Genomic DNA, 18,060 nt, shown 5'->3' with positions numbered 1-18,060 from the left:
GTACTACCCTGCCCTTTATGACTGACGACCGGCTATCTCACCCACGCACTTCTCCCTGAAATTTAGCATCGTCGCGGTTAATGTCGAAAATTTGCCACCTGACGTGGTTGGCATCGAGGGTGAAAACTGCCGTGGCGAGGGTGTTCTCCTCATCCGGATCGTCGGCAGCCAGCCGGTATTCACCGGCATCAATTTTCAGATTGATATCGTGCAGCACCTGGGTGGTGCCGAAATGTTTAGCGACCGCGCTAAATTCAACCATGCTCATAAAATATGGATCCTTTTCTCCAGTTGCTTCAGCAGAAAGCTCAGGCACAGGGTGACGGCAAGATAAATCAGGGCTACCGCTGTCCAGACCTCAAGGGCACGGAAGTTCCCGGCGATGATCTCCTGCCCCTGCCGCGTTAATTCCGCGACACCGATAACAATGAACAGCGAGGTGTCTTTAATGCTGATAATCCACTGGTTGCCCAACGCCGGGATCATGCGGCGCAGGGCCAGCGGCATAATCACATGCCATAGCGTTGCGCGCTGCGATAATCCCATCGCCAGACTGGCTTCTTTAAATCCTCTATTGATGGACAAAATTGCGCCGCGCGTAATTTCCGCAATATACGCGCCGGAGTTAATAATAATGGTGACCATCGCGGCCGTGATAGGGTCGATACGAACAGGCAGAATCATTGGCAAGGCAAAATAGATAAACATCACCTGTACCATAATTGGCGTACCGCGAATCAATTCGACAAAAATTAATGATAACGTTTTCGCAATACCGCCTCCCAGTGCACGACAGATTCCTGCCAGCAGACCGATGATAAAGCCGCCCGCCAAACCGACCATAGAGATCAATATTGTCAGCTGCAGCCCCTGTAATAATAGCGGCAGGGATTCCCATATATATTTCGTTTCGAAATTCATAATGCGGTCTATTACTCTCGGTTCTGGCCGGGGTTACCCGGCCCGGCGGGGATTATTTAGGTTGCTTGTTAAACCATTTGAAATAAATCTTGTCGTAGGTGCCATCCGCGCGTAATGCCTTTAACGCGGCATCGACCTTCGGCGTCAGGCTGCTGTTTTTCTGCAGGGCAAAACCGTATTTCTGCGGCAGAATGCTGTCCGTTTCCCCGGTCGATTTAACCTTACCGCCACCTGCGGTTTTCACGTAGTAGAGCACGTTCGGGGAGTCGTGAACGACCGCGTCCAGATTGCCTGCCTGCAGGTCGAGATAGGCGTTATCAATATTGGGGAATTCGACATAGTTGGCTTTATATTTGGATTTCATAAAACTGGCCGCGGCGGTGCCCTGCTTCAGCCCCACTTTTTTACCGGCCAGTTCGCTGAATTTGGTGATGGAATTATCACCACTTTTCACCGCCATTAAGAGATCCGCATCGTAGTAACCCTCGCTGAAATCAACGACCTGTTTGCGGGCATCGGTAATGGTGATCCCGGCCATTGCCACATCTAAATTACGCGATTGCAGCCCAGGAATTAAACCGCCAAAATCCATAGGGCGTAATTCGTAGCTGACATTCATTTTCTTCGCAATGGCTTCCCATAAATCGATATCAAAACCAACATATTTATTGCCTTGCTTAAATTCAAAGGGAACGAAGGCGGTATCCACACCGACTAATAATTTATCTTGTGCCATGACGGCAAAACTCGCCGAACAGGCAACCAGTGTCAGGGTAATCTTTAATTTTTTCAATAATGCAGACATAATAATCCTCAGCGTAATTAAGACAGCAGACAGGAGTTTTCGCGCAATACCCTAAAACTGATATTGGCGTTGAGAATAAAAACAGTATCCCTACATTCGCACGCGATATAAAAATGAAGGCGTGCGAATTATTTATGCGGGAAGAATAAAATCCCTGGTGTCGGGTACTGGCGTCTGCGCGCCGTTCATGATCATTGAAAGAAAGCTGTAATAACCGTGGCACTGTTGCAAATAGTCGGTGGTGATAAACTTATCATCCCCTTTTGCTGATGGAGCTGCACATGAACCCATTCAAAGGCCGGCATTTTCAGCGTGACATCATTCTGTGGGCCGTACGCTGGTACTGCAAATACGGCATCAGTTACCGTGAGCTGCAGGAGATGCTGGCTGAACGCGGAGTGAATGTCGATCACTCCACGATTTACCGCTGGGTTCAGCGTTATGCGCCTGAAATGGAAAAACGGCTGCGCTGGTACTGGCGTAACCCTTCCGATCTTTGCCCGTGGCACATGGATGAAACCTACGTGAAGGTCAATGGCCGCTGGGCGTATCTGTACCGGGCCGTCGACAGCCGGGGCCGCACTGTCGATTTTTATCTCTCCTCCCGTCGTAACAGCAAAGCTGCATACCGGTTTCTGGGTAAAATCCTCAACAACGTGAAGAAGTGGCAGATCCCGCGATTCATCAACACGGATAAAGCGCCCGCCTATGGTCGCGCGCTTGCTCTGCTCAAACGCGAAGGCCGGTGCCCGTCTGACGTTGAACACCGACAGATTAAGTACCGGAACAACGTGATTGAATGCGATCATGGCAAACTGAAACGGATAATCGGCGCCACGCTGGGATTTAAATCCATGAAGACGGCTTACGCCACCATCAAAGGTATTGAGGTGATGCGTGCACTACGCAAAGGCCAGGCCTCAGCATTTTATTATGGTGATCCCCTGGGCGAAATGCGCCTGGTAAGCAGAGTTTTTGAAATGTAAGGCCTTTGAATAAGACAAAAGGCTGCCTCATCGCTAACTTTGCAACAGTGCCCGGAAATGTATTTGCCAAGGTCTTAGCATATTCGCCCCATCTGGACCATATAACTTATAAAAACTGGATGTATTGATCCATCCAGCTATTTTCTATTCTGCCTTCACCTACTTAATTTGGTCAACTGGACTGGAGAAGAGATGAAGACTGCTTCTGTAAACAAACACGACTTGATGCAACACGCACAGCAAGACATGCAAAAGTGGATGAGCGACTTAGATTTAACAGACCGTCAAAAGCTTGCACTGACTTGCCGTATTTTATTTGATCATGGGCATGACGCTGGGTTAGCGGGTCAAATTACATGCCGTAGTGAAAATAAAGAAACCTTTATTACTCAACGTTTCGGTTTAGGTTTTGATGAAATTACTGCTTCAAACTTGCTTGAGGTGAATCAGGACTTAGAACCCATCAATCAAGAAGGCATGGCAAACCCAGCCAACCGTTTCCACACATGGATTTATAAAGAACACCCAGAGGTGAACTGTATTATCCATACGCATCCTACCTATGTAGCGGCCCTGTCGATGCTACAGATTCCGCTTATGATTTCCCAAATGGACGTTTGCGCACTTTACGAAGACTGCTCATTTGTAGGTCATTGGCCGGGAGTTCCTGTAGGTAATGAAGAAGGTATTTTGATTTCTTCTGCTCTGGGTAAAAACCGCGCTGTTTTGTTGTCTCATCATGGTCAATTGGTCACAGGAAAAACCATTGAAGAAGCCTGCAACTTGGCGCTTTTAATTGAACGTGCAGCTCAACTGCAACTGCTAGCCATGTCTGCCGGACAAATCCAGCCTATCCCCCACGCTTTGGCAGCAGAAGCCCATGATTGGGTGTCTACCGATAAACGCAACAAAGTGAACTTTGCTTACTACGCACGTAAAGCTTTGAAAAAACATTCTGACTGTATTTAAAAAGAGACCTCGACCATGAAATTAAACGGCATTATTGGCTACCCTGTTACGCCCTTTTCTGATGACAACACCATTAATCTTCCTGTTCTAAAACAAATGCTGGATTTGCTTATTGCAAATGGCTGCGACGCGATTGCACCTTTAGGCAGTACAGGTGAAAGCGCTTATCTTGAATGGGATGAATGGTGCTTAGTCGCGAAAACTTCAATTGAAAGCATTAATAACCGCGTACCTGTCATTATTGGGATTTCAGAACTCACCACTGATCAAGCCATCAAAAAAGCCCAAGTCGCGCAAAGCTATGGTGCAGATGCACTTATGGTGATTCCTGTATCTTATTGGAAGCTAACAGACCAAGAGATTTTTGAATATTATCAAGCAATTGCCCAAGAAACTACTCTACCAATTATGATTTATAACAACCCCGCGACCAGTGGTGTTGATATGTCTCCTGAATTAATCGTGCGCATGTTTAACAACATTGCAAATATTATGATGGTAAAAGAAAGCAGCGGCGATATTCAGCGCATGCATAAAATTTATGAGCTATCAAAAGGTGAACTTCCGTTTTATAACGGCTGTAACCCTCTAGCTTTAGAAGCTTTATGCGCAGGAGCAAGCGGTTGGTGTACAGCAGCACCCAATCTGTTAGGTCAAGGACCTCAACAGCTCATTGAATATGTAAAAAATGGTGAATTGGAACAAGCCCAGAAGTCATTTTATCAGCAGCTTCCTCTATTACGCTTTATTGTAAGTGGTGGTCTGCCTAAAACGATTAAAGCAGGTTTACAACTAAAAGGTGTCGCTGCAGGAGCACCACGCAAGCCGTTGACCAAAGCCACGGATATTGAGCTTAACCAGTTAAAACAACTACTTTCTGAAATAGAAAACTAATAAAAAAGCGGGTTTATTGACCCGCTTTTTTAAAACCCCAACTTAGAATGTTTTAGTTAAACTAAACACTAAACCTGTGTCATAAGGTTTTTTCTGAGCATCAGTCATGCCAGAAGTACTAATATCTGTACCGACAACATCTAGCTCAGCAACAATACCCAAGATGTTATAGTTTACGCCGACTTTATAATCAATATAGCTATCATCTTCACCTGGTCCACCTGCAACTACCAGTAAAGAATCTTTGTTTTTAAGCTTGTTATAACCAACTGAAGCAAGTCCAGTAAATCCTGTGTCTGCAATTGGTGCCGAATAACCTACGTTAAAATACCAGAACTCGTCAGAGTGGCCCCAGTAATCATTAGAATAATTCACGCCGACACTAAGGGCATCACCTTTAAATAAAGAATCTGCAAACGTTAATTTTCCGTAAAACTCGGTAAAGTCAAAACCAGTGTCACCATTGTATGGATTAGTGAATTTTGAGTCAGAGCCAATGTAACCATAACGGATCACACCAACATCATAAGTCGGTGCAAGTGTATCTGACAGTTTTAAGGTGTTGGTATAACCTAACGAGATATCAGTTTCAGTTGAAACACCAGGTGTATTAAAGTCTACGCTTGACCCCCAAAGCGCAACATAAGCACCTGACTTATGAGAGAAAGTGAAGCCACCTTGAATAGCTGGATTATTTGAAGACTGCGTAATACCACGGAAGCGATAATCTGTAGTAGCAGCCACACTACCAGTTGCGGTGATGCCGTAAAAAGATGGAGCATCTTCAGCCATAACCATGGTTGAACCTGCCGTGAGTACGCCGAATGTTACTGCTTTAAGTGCAAACTTCATCATTTTGATCTCCCCCACAATGAACGCACGATTTATATGACTTAAACAAATTTTGTTACTTAAGCTTTAGCAATTGCTGTGCCAAGTTCATATTTGGTATCGCTACACTTCATTAATTTAGAGACTAAAAAACTTATATAACGCGAAAAATAAAAATCTCTTAAATAATTATTTTTATATATAACAATAAAGTATGAACATTTTGTTTGCGTAAAATATAAAGAAAACATGAGAAAACACCTTATCGGAAATAAACAAGCCGAGATCGGTAGTATTGAATGGTAGAGCGTAAAGTCTCTATTTCATTTCTATATAAAGAGATAAAAACTCCATAAATTTATTAGTACAGAGCCTCTTTATTTAACCCTTATTTTTATTTATGAACCATTTTGGGCTTTTTCCACACGAAAATATAAATAAAAAATAAATTGCACAAATTTCATGCAAATTATCGCACTAAATTTGATCGATAGAGTCTAGGGGTTTTCTGACGTTGCTTTCGTCTCTGTTTTAAACAATTTTTTGATACAAAAATGTTATAAAGTAACAATATAGAGTGAGATTACTAGAAATTGCTCAAGAAAATTGCTTAAGAAGAGATTAAAAAGTAAACATATCAAACAAAAAAGAGTAAAAATTGAACACAAAAATCAAGTATTTTTAAAATTTTCACATAAGAAAAAATGGTAAAATTCAACTAAAAAATAAATTACTTTTTTCATTTTAAACAATAAATTAACTATAAAAATTTAAAAATAAATTCAGTTAAACTCCCCTACCACATTAATCAAATCCTGCATAGCATATATAAAATAAAATGAACAAAAATATATCTTTTTTATAGATTACTTATACAATTGATGGAAATCCTAGGCCCTGAACAATAACAAGGCACAGGATTTATCGTTTTTATGAGGTTCTTTAAATATGCTAAAAGCACAAAAACTTACATTAGCAGTTCTCATTTCTGCGGCAATAATTTCCTCAGCTCAGGCAAGCGAGCAAAGTGAGGCAAAAGGATTTGTTGAAGATGCGAACGGTTCTATTCTCTTCCGTACAGGTTATCTAACTCGTGACAAAAAACAGGGCGCGAAAGATACCAGCTCAGTTGCTCAATCAGCAATTGTAAGTATCGAATCTGGCTTTACCCCTGGTATCGTTGGTTTCGGTGTAGGCGTTGTTGGTGACGGATCATTTAAAATTGGCGAAAACAAAAACGCTGGAAACCAAATGATTCCAAAACACAACGATGGTTCAGCTTACGACCACTGGGCTCGTGGTGGTGGCAGCGTAAAAGCACGTTTCTCAAATACAACAGTACGTTACGGTACTCAAGTACTCGACTTACCAGTCCTTGCAAGTAATACAGGACGTATGGTTCCTGAATACTTCACAGGTACTTTATTAACTAGCCATGAAATCAAGAACCTTGAGGTTGTTGCTGGTAAATTTACTAAAGACCAAATGTCTGACCAAATCAATACCGATGCGGATGCTTCTGGCAGAGGTCTTGACCGTGCAATTGTTTGGGGTGCTAAATATAAGTTTAATGATAACTTAAATGCATCTTATTATGGCTTAGACAGCAAAAATGCTCTTGAACGCCATTATGCTAATGTTAACTTTAAACAACCTTTAGCAAATGACAGTTCATTAACTTATGATTTTAGTGGATACCATACTAAGTTTGATGCAAATGCACACACTTATTCAGCAACTGGAACTGTAGCACCAAATTATGCTGCAGATGGTATAGCTGGCGAAGAAAAGACCAATAATATTTGGGCTATTTCAGGAACTTATGCGACTGGTCCACATAGTGTGATGTTAGCATATCAACAAAACACTGGTAATGTTGGTTACGACTATGGCCAAAATGCTGATGGTTTCCAAAGTATTTATTTGCCAAACTCTTATATGTCTGATTTCATCGGTAACCACGAGAAATCTGCTCAAATTCAATACAATGTTGATTTTGGCAAGTTAGGCGTATTACCTGGTTTAAACTGGACCACTGCATTTGTATATGGTTGGGACATCAAGGTTAGAAATGTAACTGATGATGCTCAAGAACGCGAATTCTTTAACCAAGTGAAATACACAGTTCAAAGTGGTTTTGCTAAAGATGCAAGCCTTCGTATTCGTAACTCTTACTACCGTGCAAGTGATGCTTACCAAGGCGCTTACATCGGTGATACCAATGAATGGCGTATTTTCTTAGATATTCCTGTGAAATTATTCTAATTCACAGATTTATCAAGCATAAAAAAACCTACCTCTGGTCACACAGGTAGGTTTTTTATTAAGCCCAGAATATCAATTGCGACACTCTAGGCTTAAAAATTAGAGCTTATTTTTTAGCAGCTTCGATTGCTTTCAATACTTCCGCTTTAGCAACGTCAGCACCTTCCCAACCGCTGATTTTCACCCATTTGCCTGGTTCTAAATCTTTATAGTGGCTGAAGAAATGCTCAACTTGGCTAATCAACAATGGAGGAAGATCTGTATATTCCTGAACATCTTTGTAAAGCGGAGATAATTTTTCGTGTGGAACAGCGATTAATTTCGCGTCGATACCACCGTCATCTTCCATGTTTAATTTGCCCACTGGGCGGCAACGAATTACAGAACCGGCAGCAACAGGATGTGGAGTTACAACAAGTACGTCTAATGGATCACCATCTTCAGACAAAGTATTTGGTACATAACCGTAGTTTGCTGGATAGAACATTGCTGTACCCATGAAACGGTCTACAAACAATGCATCAGAATCTTTGTCAATTTCATATTTAATTGGCGCTGCATTTGCAGGAATTTCAATGATGACATAGATGTCATTTGGTGCATCTTTACCTGCTGGGATATTGCTGTAACTCATATCAATACTCTTTCGTTATGAAGTCAGATGTAAAATCCACTCGATTATAACGTGGATATCATCAAAATGATGCCGATTATACAATGCGCACACGCGAAAGTTGATATGAATGGTGACAGAATGACACTCAAGTCAACTTAATTGTCACGATCAACAAGAATATTGGGCATAACAATGATAAAAACCAGACAATAGAGCGTAAAGTTGCCCAATTGCTTAAGTAACAAATGCCATAAATCACACGTAAAATAATATAGGCCCAGCCCAATCTTAAAATAAAGTATTCAGGAACCACCATATATTCAGCCATCAAAATAGCTGTTAAAAATAAAGGTAAACTTTCAAAACTGTTTTGTTGTACTGCATTTGCCCGAGCAGCGATACCCTTTGTATTAGCAAGAAAGTCTCTTGGGTTCTGATTATCGACGGGCTGAAAACCACCGGTAAATTTTGCAATCACGGTAAATGCGTATGGCAGCAAACATGCCACTAAAATAATATAGATAATGCTGCTGATGCCGTGCATAGTGCCATCCATCACTGAAAATACTGTTGATCATGCTATCATAACTCATCGTTTTTACCTGAAATTTTATGCAACCGCATGTCATCACTGATTTATAGGGCTATGTATGCAACAACCTGATCAAAAAGAATTGTTCGAGGTCTTAGAAAAGCAAAAGAAGAACCAGCTTCAGGTAGATCGTATATTCAAAATTGTATTACCGATCGTCGCTTTTTTACTGAGTGTAATTTGTGCGAATTTTAATTGGCAATCTACACTGGGTACCTTCGTGATCTTAACAGTGACCTTTATTGCTGTGGGTGTAAAAAGACTTCCTTTGTGGCACTGGCTCATTGTGATTACCATATATTGTCTTGTAGATAATTACCTCAGTTATGGTCAACTTGATGTAACTCACTTACGTCTACAGCTCGGTACCATGTTAGTTTTTGTTGGTATGGTCGGAATTGGTCGTCCTTATGTAGATCGTTGGTTTATGAAAAACCATTAAAATAAAAAAAGCGCCTTACGGCGCTTTTTTATTCATCATTACGCAGGCTTACGTAAATCTTTACGTAAAATTTTGCCTACATTTGATTTTGGTAATTCATCCATAAACTCAACATAACGAGGGCGTTTATAGCCTGTTAAGTTTTCTTTAGCAAAGTTCAAAACTTCTTCTGTAGTTAAGCTTGGATCTTTTTTCACAATAAAGAGTTTTGGCACTTCACCTGATTTTTCATCTGGAACACCAATTGCAGCAACTTCCAATACTTTTGGATGTTTAGCAATCACTTCTTCAATTTCACTTGGGTAAACGTTAAAGCCAGAAACCAAAATCATATCTTTTTTACGGTCTACAATTTTGACGTATCCACGGCTGTCCATTACACCAATATCACCGGTACGGAAGAAACCATCTGCTGTCATGACTTTAGCAGTCTCATCTGGACGATTCCAATAGCCTTTCATGACTTGAGGACCACGAATTGAGATCTCCCCTTGTTCACCCAAAGGTACTTCTTTTCCGTCATCATCTAAAATTGCAACCTCAGTTAACGGTAATGGAATACCAATGGTGCCGCTAAATTCAGTAGATGCAGGTGGATTCGCAGTTGCAACTGGTGAAGTTTCTGATAAGCCATAACCTTCAATAATAGTTGTACCAGTAATTTTCTTCCAAGCTTCTGCTGTAGATGGAAGAACTGCCATACCACCGCCCATCGCCATTTTTAAGTTGCTATGGTCAAGTTGCTTGAACTCTTCATTATTCACCAAGGCATTAAATAATGTATTTACTGCAGGGAAGAAAGAAGGTTGATATTTACGTAATTCCTTAATCACAGCCGGTAAGTCACGCGGGTTCGGAATTAAGATATTTGCCTGCCCTTTGTACATACCGTACATCGCACAAACCATGAACGCAAAAATATGGTAAAGCGGTAATGCACAAACAATACGATCGCCTTTAGCACCATCGTTTGCACCGAATTTGCTTTGGAAAATACCATCACACTGTAAAAGGTTGGCAACCAAATTGCGGTGAGTCAGCTCAGCACCTTTTGAAACACCCGTTGTACCACCGGTATATTGAAGCACGGCAGTATCACTTAAAGTTAAAGTCGGACGTTTATAATTGCTTGGATTTTCTTTATTTAATGCACTGTTAAATTTAACATGCCCAGGAATATTCCAAGCTGGAATTTGTTTACGGACTTTACGTAAAACAAAGTTCACCAAAGTACCTTTCAGTGTACCTAGCATATCTCCGACAGAAGCAACAACTACATGCTTCACTGGAGTTTTACCCAAAATGCTTTGGTAAACACTTGCAAAGTTCTCGATAATAACGAGCACTTCTGCACCTGAGTCATTTAACTGATGCTCAAGTTCACGCGCAGTATATAGTGGGTTAACATTCACTAAAACCAAGCCTGCACGTAAGACTGCCAATGCCACTACAGGATACTGCAGCACGTTTGGCATCATTACTGCCACACGCGTACCTTTTGCTAACCCCAAATTTTGCAAATAGGTCGCGAACTTACGGCTTGCAAGCTCCAACTCGTTAAATGACATGGCTTTATCCATAAAGATAAAGGCATCACGAGAACCAAATTTTTGGAAATTACGCTCAAAAATATCAACAAGTGAGGTATTTTCTGCAGGCAATGCTACTGTTTCTGGAATCCCTGTCTTTTGGTATTCTGCAAACCAAATCTTTTCCATAATGCCATTATCTCCGATTCGTAATCCTTAGTAATAACTGTTATTCAATGCCCCAGCTATTCTTTAGCTTCTTGGTGCCAGAACATATTTAAAACTTATTGGCACATTCATGACACTTTCGAACAAGATTATGAGACAGAAGTTTTGACAATTTAAGCCTGCCAAATTTTTTGCATGGAGTACAAATTACGTACTCCAAATTGCTGCCCTTTTAATCATTATTCAATACCAACAAGTTCAGTTCATTGCTTGAACATGTTGCCATATATAGCGTATTTATGTTGCCAGACGCTAGCTTTATCTCTGAATCAACAGTTTATTTGCTTTTTGATATCCACGTGGTAAGAGCTGACCTTTCGAAGCACGTTTACCCATGTATTTTTGTAGATCATCACCTTTTAATTTGAGATGTTGTTGACCTGCAACCACCTGAATTATTTCATCTAAGTTCAGGGTTGTCATGGATAAAATTTGCTCTTTGCCTTCAAGTTGTATCAACTTATTACCTTTACCTTTATTTAAATTTGGTAGTTCTACCAAATCTAAAATTAACAAACGCCCTGCTGAGCTCAGTACAGCCAAATGCGTCATGTTTTGGGCAGAAATGAGTGGTAAAGCCTTTGCTTTATCCGGAACCGTCAAGAATGTCTTACCGGCTTTCGCATTGGTATCTAATTGTTTGGTTTGCGTTTTAAAACCATAACCTGCCGAACTTGCAGCAATCAATTCAGACTCATCATCATCTAAATAAACCTGAATAAACGATACGCCACTTGCTGGTGATAATTTAGAACTTAATGGATCCCCCAAGCCTCTCGCTGAAGGTAAGTTACTAATTGGCAAGGCATAGCTGCGCCCTGTTTCATCAAGGAAGTAAACTCGCTGATTGGTTTTCCCGACAGCATGACTTAAATATTGGTCCCCAGCACGGTAGTTCAGATTTTCAGCATCCACATCCGCACCTTTTGCCGCACGAACCCAGCCTGCTTCAGACAACACGACTGTTACCGTTTCAGCTGGCATTAAATCCTGTTCTTTAATTTGAACCGCTTCAGCACGTGCAACAATTGGAGAACGGCGCTCATCACCGAACTTTTTCGCATCTTCTTTTAATTCGCCAATAATCAAATTTTTTAAAGATTCAGGATTTTCGAGTTGTTCACGAATAATGGCAGCTTTCGCGGAAAGCTCATCTTGTTCATGACGAATTTCCATCTCTTCAAGCTTTGCCAAATGACGTAATTTAAGCTCTAAAATCGCCTCGGCCTGTATCTCATCAATATTAAAGTGTTCCATCAAGACTGGCTTAGGCTGGTCTTCTTCACGAATAATACGAATGACTGTATCAATATCGAGATAAGCAATTAAAAGACCTGCCAAAATATGCAGGCGCTTTTCAATACGGTTTAAATGGTACTGCAAACGACGAGTTACCGTTTTTTTACGGATCTCGATCCATTCAAGCAAAATACGACGAATTGATTTCACCTGAGGACGGCCATCTTCGCCAATCATGTTTAAATTGACACGATAGCTTGATTCTAAATCGGTGGTCGCAAATAAGTGACTCATTACTGCTTCCGCATCAATACGGTTAGAGCGCAGTACAATCACGAGTCGTGTCGGGTTTTCATGATCCGATTCATCACGCACATCAACGACTAATGGCAGCTTTTTAGCCTGCATCTGGTCAGCAATTTGAGTAATTACCTTAGAACCAGAGACTTGATATGGCAGCTCAGTAATTACGATTTCATTTTTCTCAATGGTATATACCGCTCGCATACGGTAACTACCACGACCAGTGGTCTGGATTTTGAGTAATTCTTCTGGCGGGGTAATAATTTCAGCTTTGGTTGGTAAATCCGGAGCCGGAATATATTCAGCTAATTTTTCGTCCGAGGTTTGCGGATTACGGATTAAAGCAATTGTGCCTTTTACAACTTCACGCAAATTATGTGGCGGGATATCAGTTGCCATCCCGACAGCAATACCTGTCGTACCATTAAGAAGAATATTAGGTACACGTGCAGGTAAAGTGATCGGTTCTTTTAAAGAACCATCAAAGTTATCTTGCCATTCGCTAGTGCCCTGACCTAATTCGCTCAGCAATAATTCACTATAAGCCGAGAGTTTGGCTTCGGTATAACGCATCGCAGCAAAAGATTTAGGATCATCTGGTGAACCCCAGTTCCCCTGACCTTCGATTAAAGGATAGCGGTAACTAAATGGCTGAGCCATGAGTACCATGGCTTCATAACATGCCAAGTCACCATGTGGGTGGTATTTACCAAGTACATCACCCACTGTACGCGCTGATTTTTTTGGCTTGCCACTGCTTTTTAAGCCTAGCTCGCTCATAGCATAGACAATACGGCGCTGTACGGGCTTTAAGCCATCACTGATATGCGGCAATGCACGGTCCATAATGACGTACATGGCATAATTCAAGTAAGCCTGTTCAGTAAATTCGGCTACAGAGCGGTTTTCTGTCGCATGATGCGCAAGGCTGGTCATAGTCAGCTTATCTTCCAAATCAGTCGTTATTTTAAGTGTGTATTATGCTAAGTGGGCTATGTTACAGACACAAGGGGGACTCTGTCACCTGAGCGTCAAATTGTGTCTTATCTCTCTATATTTTTAGTTACTTGCTATAAAGTTAGGCAAAAACTATAGCCCAATTGACTCTAGCCTTTTACCTTGAGTCTCTTCACCTAATATCAAAATCACTAAAGCTACGGCAAGTAAAACCACAGTAAACATCATAAAAACGTGATTAAAGCCGTTTTTAGCAACCATCATATGTGTCACGACCATTGGCGCGACAATTCCACCGATACGCCCCATTGCCGATGCCCAGCCTGACCCGAAAGCCCGAATATTGGCCGGATATTGTTCTGGTGTATAGGTATATAACACTCCCCATGCACCCAAATTAAAGAATGACATGAGACAGCCCCAGAACATAATGCTATTTACACTGTCGGCTTGTCCAAAGAAATATGCCGACAAAGCACAAAAACCGATAAATGCGGCAAGTGTAATTTTTCGACCTAAACGCTCGACAAACCAAGCAGCCGCCAAGTAGCCCGGTAACTGCGCCAAAATCATAAGCAATACATATTCAAATGATTTGACAATGTCATAGCCTTGTTTCACCAATAAACTCGGCAACCACGTAAAGATGCCGTAATAGGAATACACAATGCCAAACCAGATTAGCCAGAGCATTAAACTTCTACGAGCAAATTGACCACTCCAGAGCTGTTTAAATGAAACTTTTTGTCGCATCGCCACAGGCACGACTTCAATATGGTGAACAATTTGCACACATGCTTCGGCTTCTAGTTTTTGTACCAGTGCATGCGCTTCTTCAATACGACCACGGTTAATCAAATACGGTATCGACTCAGGAACTTTTTTCCAAATCACTAAAATATAAATAAGTGGAAGACCGCCTATAAGAAAGGCAATATGCCAACCAAATTTAGGAATAATAAAATAAGAAATGAGCGCAGCAACCAACCAGCCTAATCCCCAAAAACTTTCAAGTAGAACGATAAATCTTCCACGAACATGAGCAGGCACATACTCACTGACCAGCGTGACTGCTACAGGTAATTGACCACCTAGCCCCAACCCAACAATAAACCGAAAAATTAATAGCCACTTTAGATCAGGGGCAAAAGCACATAACGCAGTCGCAATACTATAAATTGCCATTGTCATCGCAAATACAGTTTTACGGCCAAAACGATCTGCCAAGGCACCAGAACAAACTGCACCTATAGCCATGCCTACAAAGCCAATACTGACAATCCAACCGCTTTCAACTGGTGTTAATGACCAGTCTTTAACAAGGGTTGTCATAATAAAAGCGATAATGCCGGTATCCATCGCATCAAACATCCAGCCTAAACCCACTACCCATAAAAGCGTGTAGTGAAATTTGCCAATTGGAAGATTTTGTATACGTGAAACCAGATCCATAGGATTAACTCTACTGGAAAGAATAAGTGGACAAGACCATATATAGAATTGTTATATCATGCCCACATGAAATTCTGCATGATTAATGTTCGTCGGTTGAAGAAGCCGACTCTGCATCATCATCTTTATAAATAAATTTAGGCATTTCCAAACCAAAATAAATGGCAATTAAACGAAGCGTAAAACCAAATACTAAGGTTGAAATAACGGTAAGTTCTAAACTCAAACCTAAGTCTAGACAGACCCAATAACAAATAACTGCAACAAAAGAAATACTCGCATACAGCTCACGGCGGAAAACAAACGGGACATCGTTACATAAGATGTCACGTAAAATACCACCCGAAACTCCCGTTAAAACGCCTGCTACAGCCGACACGACAAAACCATGCCCCATCTGTAAGGCAATCTGACAACCAATGATCGTAAACCCAATTAGACCTAAAGCATCGAGCACCAAGAAAATGTTATGTAAATGACGCATCCATTTAGCAATAACGATGGTAACAAATGCAGCACAACACGTTAAAACTAAATATTCAGGATGTTTTACCCACGTTAAAGGATAGTGTCCAAGTAGTACATCACGCACAGAGCCACCACCCAAGGCCGTCACACAGGCAATTAGTACAACACCGAACCAGTCCATACTCCGTCGCCCAGCAGACAATGCACCAGTCATGGCTTCGGCAGTAATCGCAATAATATAAATAACGGTGAGTAACATTGCCCTTTCCCTCAGGCCAAACGGTGGGCGTATTTTAAGATAAAGTTATAGGAATTGTGCACAGCATTGCTTAAATTTTTTTCCTGAACCACATATACAAGGTTGTTTCATGGTGACCTGCATATCGACCGTCGGATCAAGGAAAAACCATTGTTGCTGATGAAATACAAAATGTGAAACTTCATGATGAATTTGAGCGCTTTTACCATCATGATAATGGGCCTTGAACTCTACCTGTGCATGGGTTTTATCTAATTTTTCGTTGGCGTTAACCACCTCTAAACCCAACCATTGATTTTGTTTGCTCCATTCCGCAATAGCCTCTTTATCAAGAGCAGTTTGCTGACCTAAAGCCGTCGTTTGCACAATATAATCAATTTGCTGCAATGCAAATGCACTATAACGTGAACGCATAAGCTGCTCTGCGGTGAGTGCTTTTGTTGTGCCTAAATGTAAAGGTTCACAACATTCTGCATAGCTGCCTTTTCCGCATGGACAAGTTTGTTGGGTCATTTGGTACTTCTCAAATAAAAAATAGCTCAAAGTTGAGCTATTTTATGATGTTTCTAAATCTGACACGCAATTTAATCTTTCGATTCATCCTGTTCGATAGAAACAATATGAACTTTCTCGATTTTATGGCCTTCCATGGTTACAACTTCAAAGCGATAACCATCCGCTTCAACAGTTTCACCATTTTCAGGTAAACGACCTAAATGGAATAACAAATAACCCGATAAAGTAGAATATTGTTCGCTTTCATCAACTAAGTCACGACCAAGTAAAAGCGATACATGGCGAATATCGGTTGAACCCTCAAGTATTAACGAACCGTCTTCCAAACTTTCTGCTGCTGCATCTAGTTCGTCTTCATCAGGGAACTCACCCGCAATTGCTTCTAAAATATCAATTGGTGTGGCAATACCTTCAATTGAACCATATTCATTTAGAACAATCGCCATTTGTAAAGGAGCCTGACGTAATTGCTCCATCACCATAAGCACTTGAGCATTTTCATGCACAATAACTGGCTCACGTAAGTGCTTTTGAAAATCGATAACGCCTGTTTCAATAAAGCCATTTAAAACTTTATGTGTAAGCGCAATACCTTCAATATTATCAAGTTCACCACGAGCAACAATTAAACGTGAATGTGTCATCGACATTAAACGTTCTTTTAAAACTTCTGGTTCTTCGTCTAAATCAATCCATTCAAGCTCAGGTCTTGGTGTCATCACTGACTTTACTGGACGTTCAGATAAACCAAGTACACCTTGTACAAGCACACTATGGTAAGCGCCATTTTCTTCATCAAAGACTTCATCAGCAAAAGCTTGAGTTGCCAATACATCTTCTTTATCAGCCGTTTGAGCGTCTGAAGTAGAACCGCTATTTTTACTGCCTAACATACGTAAAACCGCAGAAGCTGTGCGATAACGTAAATCTGTAGTAGTCACTAGCTTCTCTTGGTTGCGACGCATGGTTTGGTTGATCATTTCGACTAAAATCGAGAAACCAATCGCAGCATATAAATAACCCTTCGGAATATGGAAACCAAAACCTTCCACCACCAAAGAAAAACCAATCATCATCAAGAAGCCAAGACATAGAATAACCACTGTTGGGTGTTTATTGACAAAGTCCATGAGGGGTCTTGAAGCCCACAGCATAATACCCACAGCAATCACAACAGCAACCATCATGACTGACAGCTCTTTCACCATACCTACAGCAGTAATTACGCTGTCTAATGAGAATACGGCATCAAGTACAACAATCTGAACGATGACCATCCAGAACGCAGCATGAACAGGATTATCTTCTTTATGAAGTTGTTTACCTTCCATCCGCTCATGCAATTCCATGGTGCCTTTAAAGAGCAAGAACACACCACCGAACAATAAAATCAAATCGCGGCCAGAGAATGGATGGCTAAAAATATGGAAAAGTGGTTGGGTGAGTGTCACGACCCAAGCAATTGAAGCTAAGAGGATAAGACGCATTCCCAAAGCGAGTATTAAACCCACTATACGTGCCTTAGTACGTTGTTCTGGTGGCAACTTTTCAGCCAAAATGGCAATAAAGACGAGGTTATCGATCCCTAGTACGATTTCAAGAACAATTAATGTCGCTAGGCCTACCCAAGCAGACGGATCAGACATCCATTCAAAGATCATTGATCCTGCTCCTGTGCTGGGTGGATTTTATCTTTATTGGGCAACGCAAAAGGCATGCCTAGACAAAGGGGGAATAATGTTTTTTTAGGACAAGAAATTAAAACGGAGCGACTACAACCACTACCCA

Annotated in this window: 18 protein-coding genes; 5 read left to right on the top strand and 13 right to left on the bottom strand. The window is 41.2% G+C overall.

What is annotated here, in order from left to right:
• Positions 1–37 precede the first annotated feature (37 nt).
• Genes EGS71_RS14225 through glnH form a run of 3 tightly spaced genes read right to left on the bottom strand, consistent with a single transcriptional unit; the run spans position 38 to position 1,726 of the window.
• Positions 38–268, bottom strand: a complete 231-nt coding sequence (locus EGS71_RS14225) for a hypothetical protein (protein WP_011977796.1) — start codon at positions 266–268, stop codon at positions 38–40.
• Complete coding sequence (gene glnP, locus EGS71_RS14220) at positions 265–921, bottom strand: glutamine ABC transporter permease GlnP (RefSeq protein ID WP_001008622.1); 657 nt, start codon at positions 919–921, stop codon at positions 265–267. The genes EGS71_RS14225 and glnP overlap by 4 nt, the downstream gene beginning before the upstream one ends.
• Positions 922–973: 52 nt before the next feature.
• Entirely contained in the window at positions 974–1,726 is a 753-nt protein-coding gene (gene glnH / locus EGS71_RS14215; protein ID WP_001275039.1) for a glutamine ABC transporter substrate-binding protein GlnH, read from the bottom strand.
• Between the two features lie 281 nt (positions 1,727–2,007).
• Here glnH and EGS71_RS14205 point away from each other — a divergent pair, with 281 nt between their 5' ends.
• From EGS71_RS14205 to EGS71_RS14195, 3 genes are all read left to right on the top strand, one after another.
• On the top strand, positions 2,008–2,712 hold the full coding sequence (locus tag EGS71_RS14205) for an IS6-like element IS26 family transposase (protein WP_001067855.1): 705 nt from the start codon (positions 2,008–2,010) through the stop codon (positions 2,710–2,712).
• A gap of 192 nt (positions 2,713–2,904) precedes the next feature.
• Positions 2,905–3,681 (top strand): aldolase, encoded by a 777-nt coding sequence (locus EGS71_RS14200; RefSeq protein ID WP_000845034.1) that lies wholly within the window; start codon positions 2,905–2,907, stop codon positions 3,679–3,681.
• A gap of 15 nt (positions 3,682–3,696) precedes the next feature.
• Complete coding sequence (locus EGS71_RS14195) at positions 3,697–4,575, top strand: dihydrodipicolinate synthase family protein (protein ID WP_000772980.1); 879 nt, start codon at positions 3,697–3,699, stop codon at positions 4,573–4,575.
• A gap of 42 nt (positions 4,576–4,617) precedes the next feature.
• Here the strand turns inward: EGS71_RS14195 and EGS71_RS14190 are convergent, their stop codons facing one another.
• Together EGS71_RS14190 and EGS71_RS22795 are read right to left on the bottom strand one after the other, a co-directional pair.
• A complete protein-coding gene (locus tag EGS71_RS14190) occupies positions 4,618–5,430 on the bottom strand; it encodes a TorF family putative porin (protein WP_000975212.1) in 813 nt (270 codons plus the stop codon).
• Between the two features lie 56 nt (positions 5,431–5,486).
• Entirely contained in the window at positions 5,487–5,657 is a 171-nt protein-coding gene (locus tag EGS71_RS22795) for a hypothetical protein (RefSeq protein ID WP_002009550.1), read from the bottom strand.
• A gap of 697 nt (positions 5,658–6,354) precedes the next feature.
• Here EGS71_RS22795 and EGS71_RS14185 point away from each other — a divergent pair.
• Positions 6,355–7,671: an OprD family outer membrane porin gene (locus EGS71_RS14185; RefSeq protein WP_000910009.1), complete on the top strand. Its 1,317-nt coding sequence runs from the start codon at positions 6,355–6,357 to the stop codon at positions 7,669–7,671.
• A 106-nt stretch (positions 7,672–7,777) separates the two neighbouring features.
• On the opposite strand, the gene ppa is transcribed toward EGS71_RS14185, so the two are convergent.
• Both ppa and EGS71_RS14175 read right to left on the bottom strand, forming a co-directional pair.
• Positions 7,778–8,305, bottom strand: a complete 528-nt coding sequence (gene ppa / locus EGS71_RS14180) for an inorganic diphosphatase (RefSeq protein ID WP_000122443.1) — start codon at positions 8,303–8,305, stop codon at positions 7,778–7,780.
• Between the two features lie 127 nt (positions 8,306–8,432).
• Positions 8,433–8,831 (bottom strand): MAPEG family protein, encoded by a 399-nt coding sequence (locus EGS71_RS14175; protein WP_000546045.1) that lies wholly within the window; start codon positions 8,829–8,831, stop codon positions 8,433–8,435.
• 106 nt (positions 8,832–8,937) lie between these two features.
• Between EGS71_RS14175 and EGS71_RS14170 the strand changes: the two genes are divergently transcribed.
• On the top strand, positions 8,938–9,321 hold the full coding sequence (locus EGS71_RS14170) for a hypothetical protein (RefSeq protein ID WP_001187001.1): 384 nt from the start codon (positions 8,938–8,940) through the stop codon (positions 9,319–9,321).
• A 38-nt stretch (positions 9,322–9,359) separates the two neighbouring features.
• Here the strand turns inward: EGS71_RS14170 and EGS71_RS14165 are convergent, their stop codons facing one another.
• The 6 genes from EGS71_RS14165 to EGS71_RS14140 all read right to left on the bottom strand — a co-directional run bounded on the left by EGS71_RS14165 (position 9,360) and on the right by EGS71_RS14140 (position 17,933).
• Complete coding sequence (locus EGS71_RS14165; RefSeq protein ID WP_000411991.1) at positions 9,360–11,039, bottom strand: long-chain-fatty-acid--CoA ligase; 1,680 nt, start codon at positions 11,037–11,039, stop codon at positions 9,360–9,362.
• 297 nt (positions 11,040–11,336) lie between these two features.
• Positions 11,337–13,556: a DNA topoisomerase IV subunit A gene (gene parC / locus EGS71_RS14160; RefSeq protein ID WP_000202253.1), complete on the bottom strand. Its 2,220-nt coding sequence runs from the start codon at positions 13,554–13,556 to the stop codon at positions 11,337–11,339.
• Between the two features lie 153 nt (positions 13,557–13,709).
• Positions 13,710–15,029, bottom strand: coding sequence for an MFS transporter (locus EGS71_RS14155; RefSeq protein WP_000366687.1), 1,320 nt, complete (start codon positions 15,027–15,029; stop codon positions 13,710–13,712).
• Between the two features lie 82 nt (positions 15,030–15,111).
• Complete coding sequence (locus tag EGS71_RS14150; RefSeq protein WP_000927792.1) at positions 15,112–15,756, bottom strand: trimeric intracellular cation channel family protein; 645 nt, start codon at positions 15,754–15,756, stop codon at positions 15,112–15,114.
• Between the two features lie 45 nt (positions 15,757–15,801).
• The gene (locus EGS71_RS14145; protein ID WP_000194004.1) at positions 15,802–16,269 is read right to left on the bottom strand and encodes a YchJ family protein; all 468 of its coding nucleotides are present in this window, start codon (positions 16,267–16,269) and stop codon (positions 15,802–15,804) included.
• 71 nt (positions 16,270–16,340) lie between these two features.
• Entirely contained in the window at positions 16,341–17,933 is a 1,593-nt protein-coding gene (locus EGS71_RS14140; protein WP_000575778.1) for a TerC family protein, read from the bottom strand.
• Positions 17,934–18,060: the final 127 nt, after the last annotated feature.

It is taken from the genome of Acinetobacter sp. FDAARGOS_559, from assembly GCF_003940475.1.
Lineage (GTDB): Bacteria > Pseudomonadota > Gammaproteobacteria > Pseudomonadales > Moraxellaceae > Acinetobacter > Acinetobacter baumannii.
This window is presented reverse-complemented; position numbering and strand designations above follow the sequence as displayed.

What these genes read in the sequence shown, in the direction of transcription:
- EGS71_RS14225 (WP_011977796.1), bottom strand. Translation starts at nt 268, where the DNA reads ATGAGCATGGTTGAATTTAGCGCGGTCGCTAAACATTTCGGCACCACC.
- glnP (WP_001008622.1), bottom strand. Translation starts at nt 921, where the DNA reads ATGAATTTCGAAACGAAATATATATGGGAATCCCTGCCGCTATTATTA.
- glnH (WP_001275039.1), bottom strand. Translation starts at nt 1,726, where the DNA reads ATGTCTGCATTATTGAAAAAATTAAAGATTACCCTGACACTGGTTGCC.
- EGS71_RS14205 (WP_001067855.1), top strand. Translation starts at nt 2,008, where the DNA reads ATGAACCCATTCAAAGGCCGGCATTTTCAGCGTGACATCATTCTGTGG.
- EGS71_RS14200 (WP_000845034.1), top strand. Translation starts at nt 2,905, where the DNA reads ATGAAGACTGCTTCTGTAAACAAACACGACTTGATGCAACACGCACAG.
- EGS71_RS14195 (WP_000772980.1), top strand. Translation starts at nt 3,697, where the DNA reads ATGAAATTAAACGGCATTATTGGCTACCCTGTTACGCCCTTTTCTGAT.
- EGS71_RS14190 (WP_000975212.1), bottom strand. Translation starts at nt 5,430, where the DNA reads ATGATGAAGTTTGCACTTAAAGCAGTAACATTCGGCGTACTCACGGCA.
- EGS71_RS22795 (WP_002009550.1), bottom strand. Translation starts at nt 5,657, where the DNA reads ATGTTTTCTTTATATTTTACGCAAACAAAATGTTCATACTTTATTGTT.
- EGS71_RS14185 (WP_000910009.1), top strand. Translation starts at nt 6,355, where the DNA reads ATGCTAAAAGCACAAAAACTTACATTAGCAGTTCTCATTTCTGCGGCA.
- ppa (WP_000122443.1), bottom strand. Translation starts at nt 8,305, where the DNA reads ATGAGTTACAGCAATATCCCAGCAGGTAAAGATGCACCAAATGACATC.
- EGS71_RS14175 (WP_000546045.1), bottom strand. Translation starts at nt 8,831, where the DNA reads ATGCACGGCATCAGCAGCATTATCTATATTATTTTAGTGGCATGTTTG.
- EGS71_RS14170 (WP_001187001.1), top strand. Translation starts at nt 8,938, where the DNA reads ATGCAACAACCTGATCAAAAAGAATTGTTCGAGGTCTTAGAAAAGCAA.
- EGS71_RS14165 (WP_000411991.1), bottom strand. Translation starts at nt 11,039, where the DNA reads ATGGAAAAGATTTGGTTTGCAGAATACCAAAAGACAGGGATTCCAGAA.
- parC (WP_000202253.1), bottom strand. Translation starts at nt 13,556, where the DNA reads ATGACCAGCCTTGCGCATCATGCGACAGAAAACCGCTCTGTAGCCGAA.
- EGS71_RS14155 (WP_000366687.1), bottom strand. Translation starts at nt 15,029, where the DNA reads ATGGATCTGGTTTCACGTATACAAAATCTTCCAATTGGCAAATTTCAC.
- EGS71_RS14150 (WP_000927792.1), bottom strand. Translation starts at nt 15,756, where the DNA reads ATGTTACTCACCGTTATTTATATTATTGCGATTACTGCCGAAGCCATG.
- EGS71_RS14145 (WP_000194004.1), bottom strand. Translation starts at nt 16,269, where the DNA reads ATGACCCAACAAACTTGTCCATGCGGAAAAGGCAGCTATGCAGAATGT.
- EGS71_RS14140 (WP_000575778.1), bottom strand. Translation starts at nt 17,933, where the DNA reads ATGATCTTTGAATGGATGTCTGATCCGTCTGCTTGGGTAGGCCTAGCG.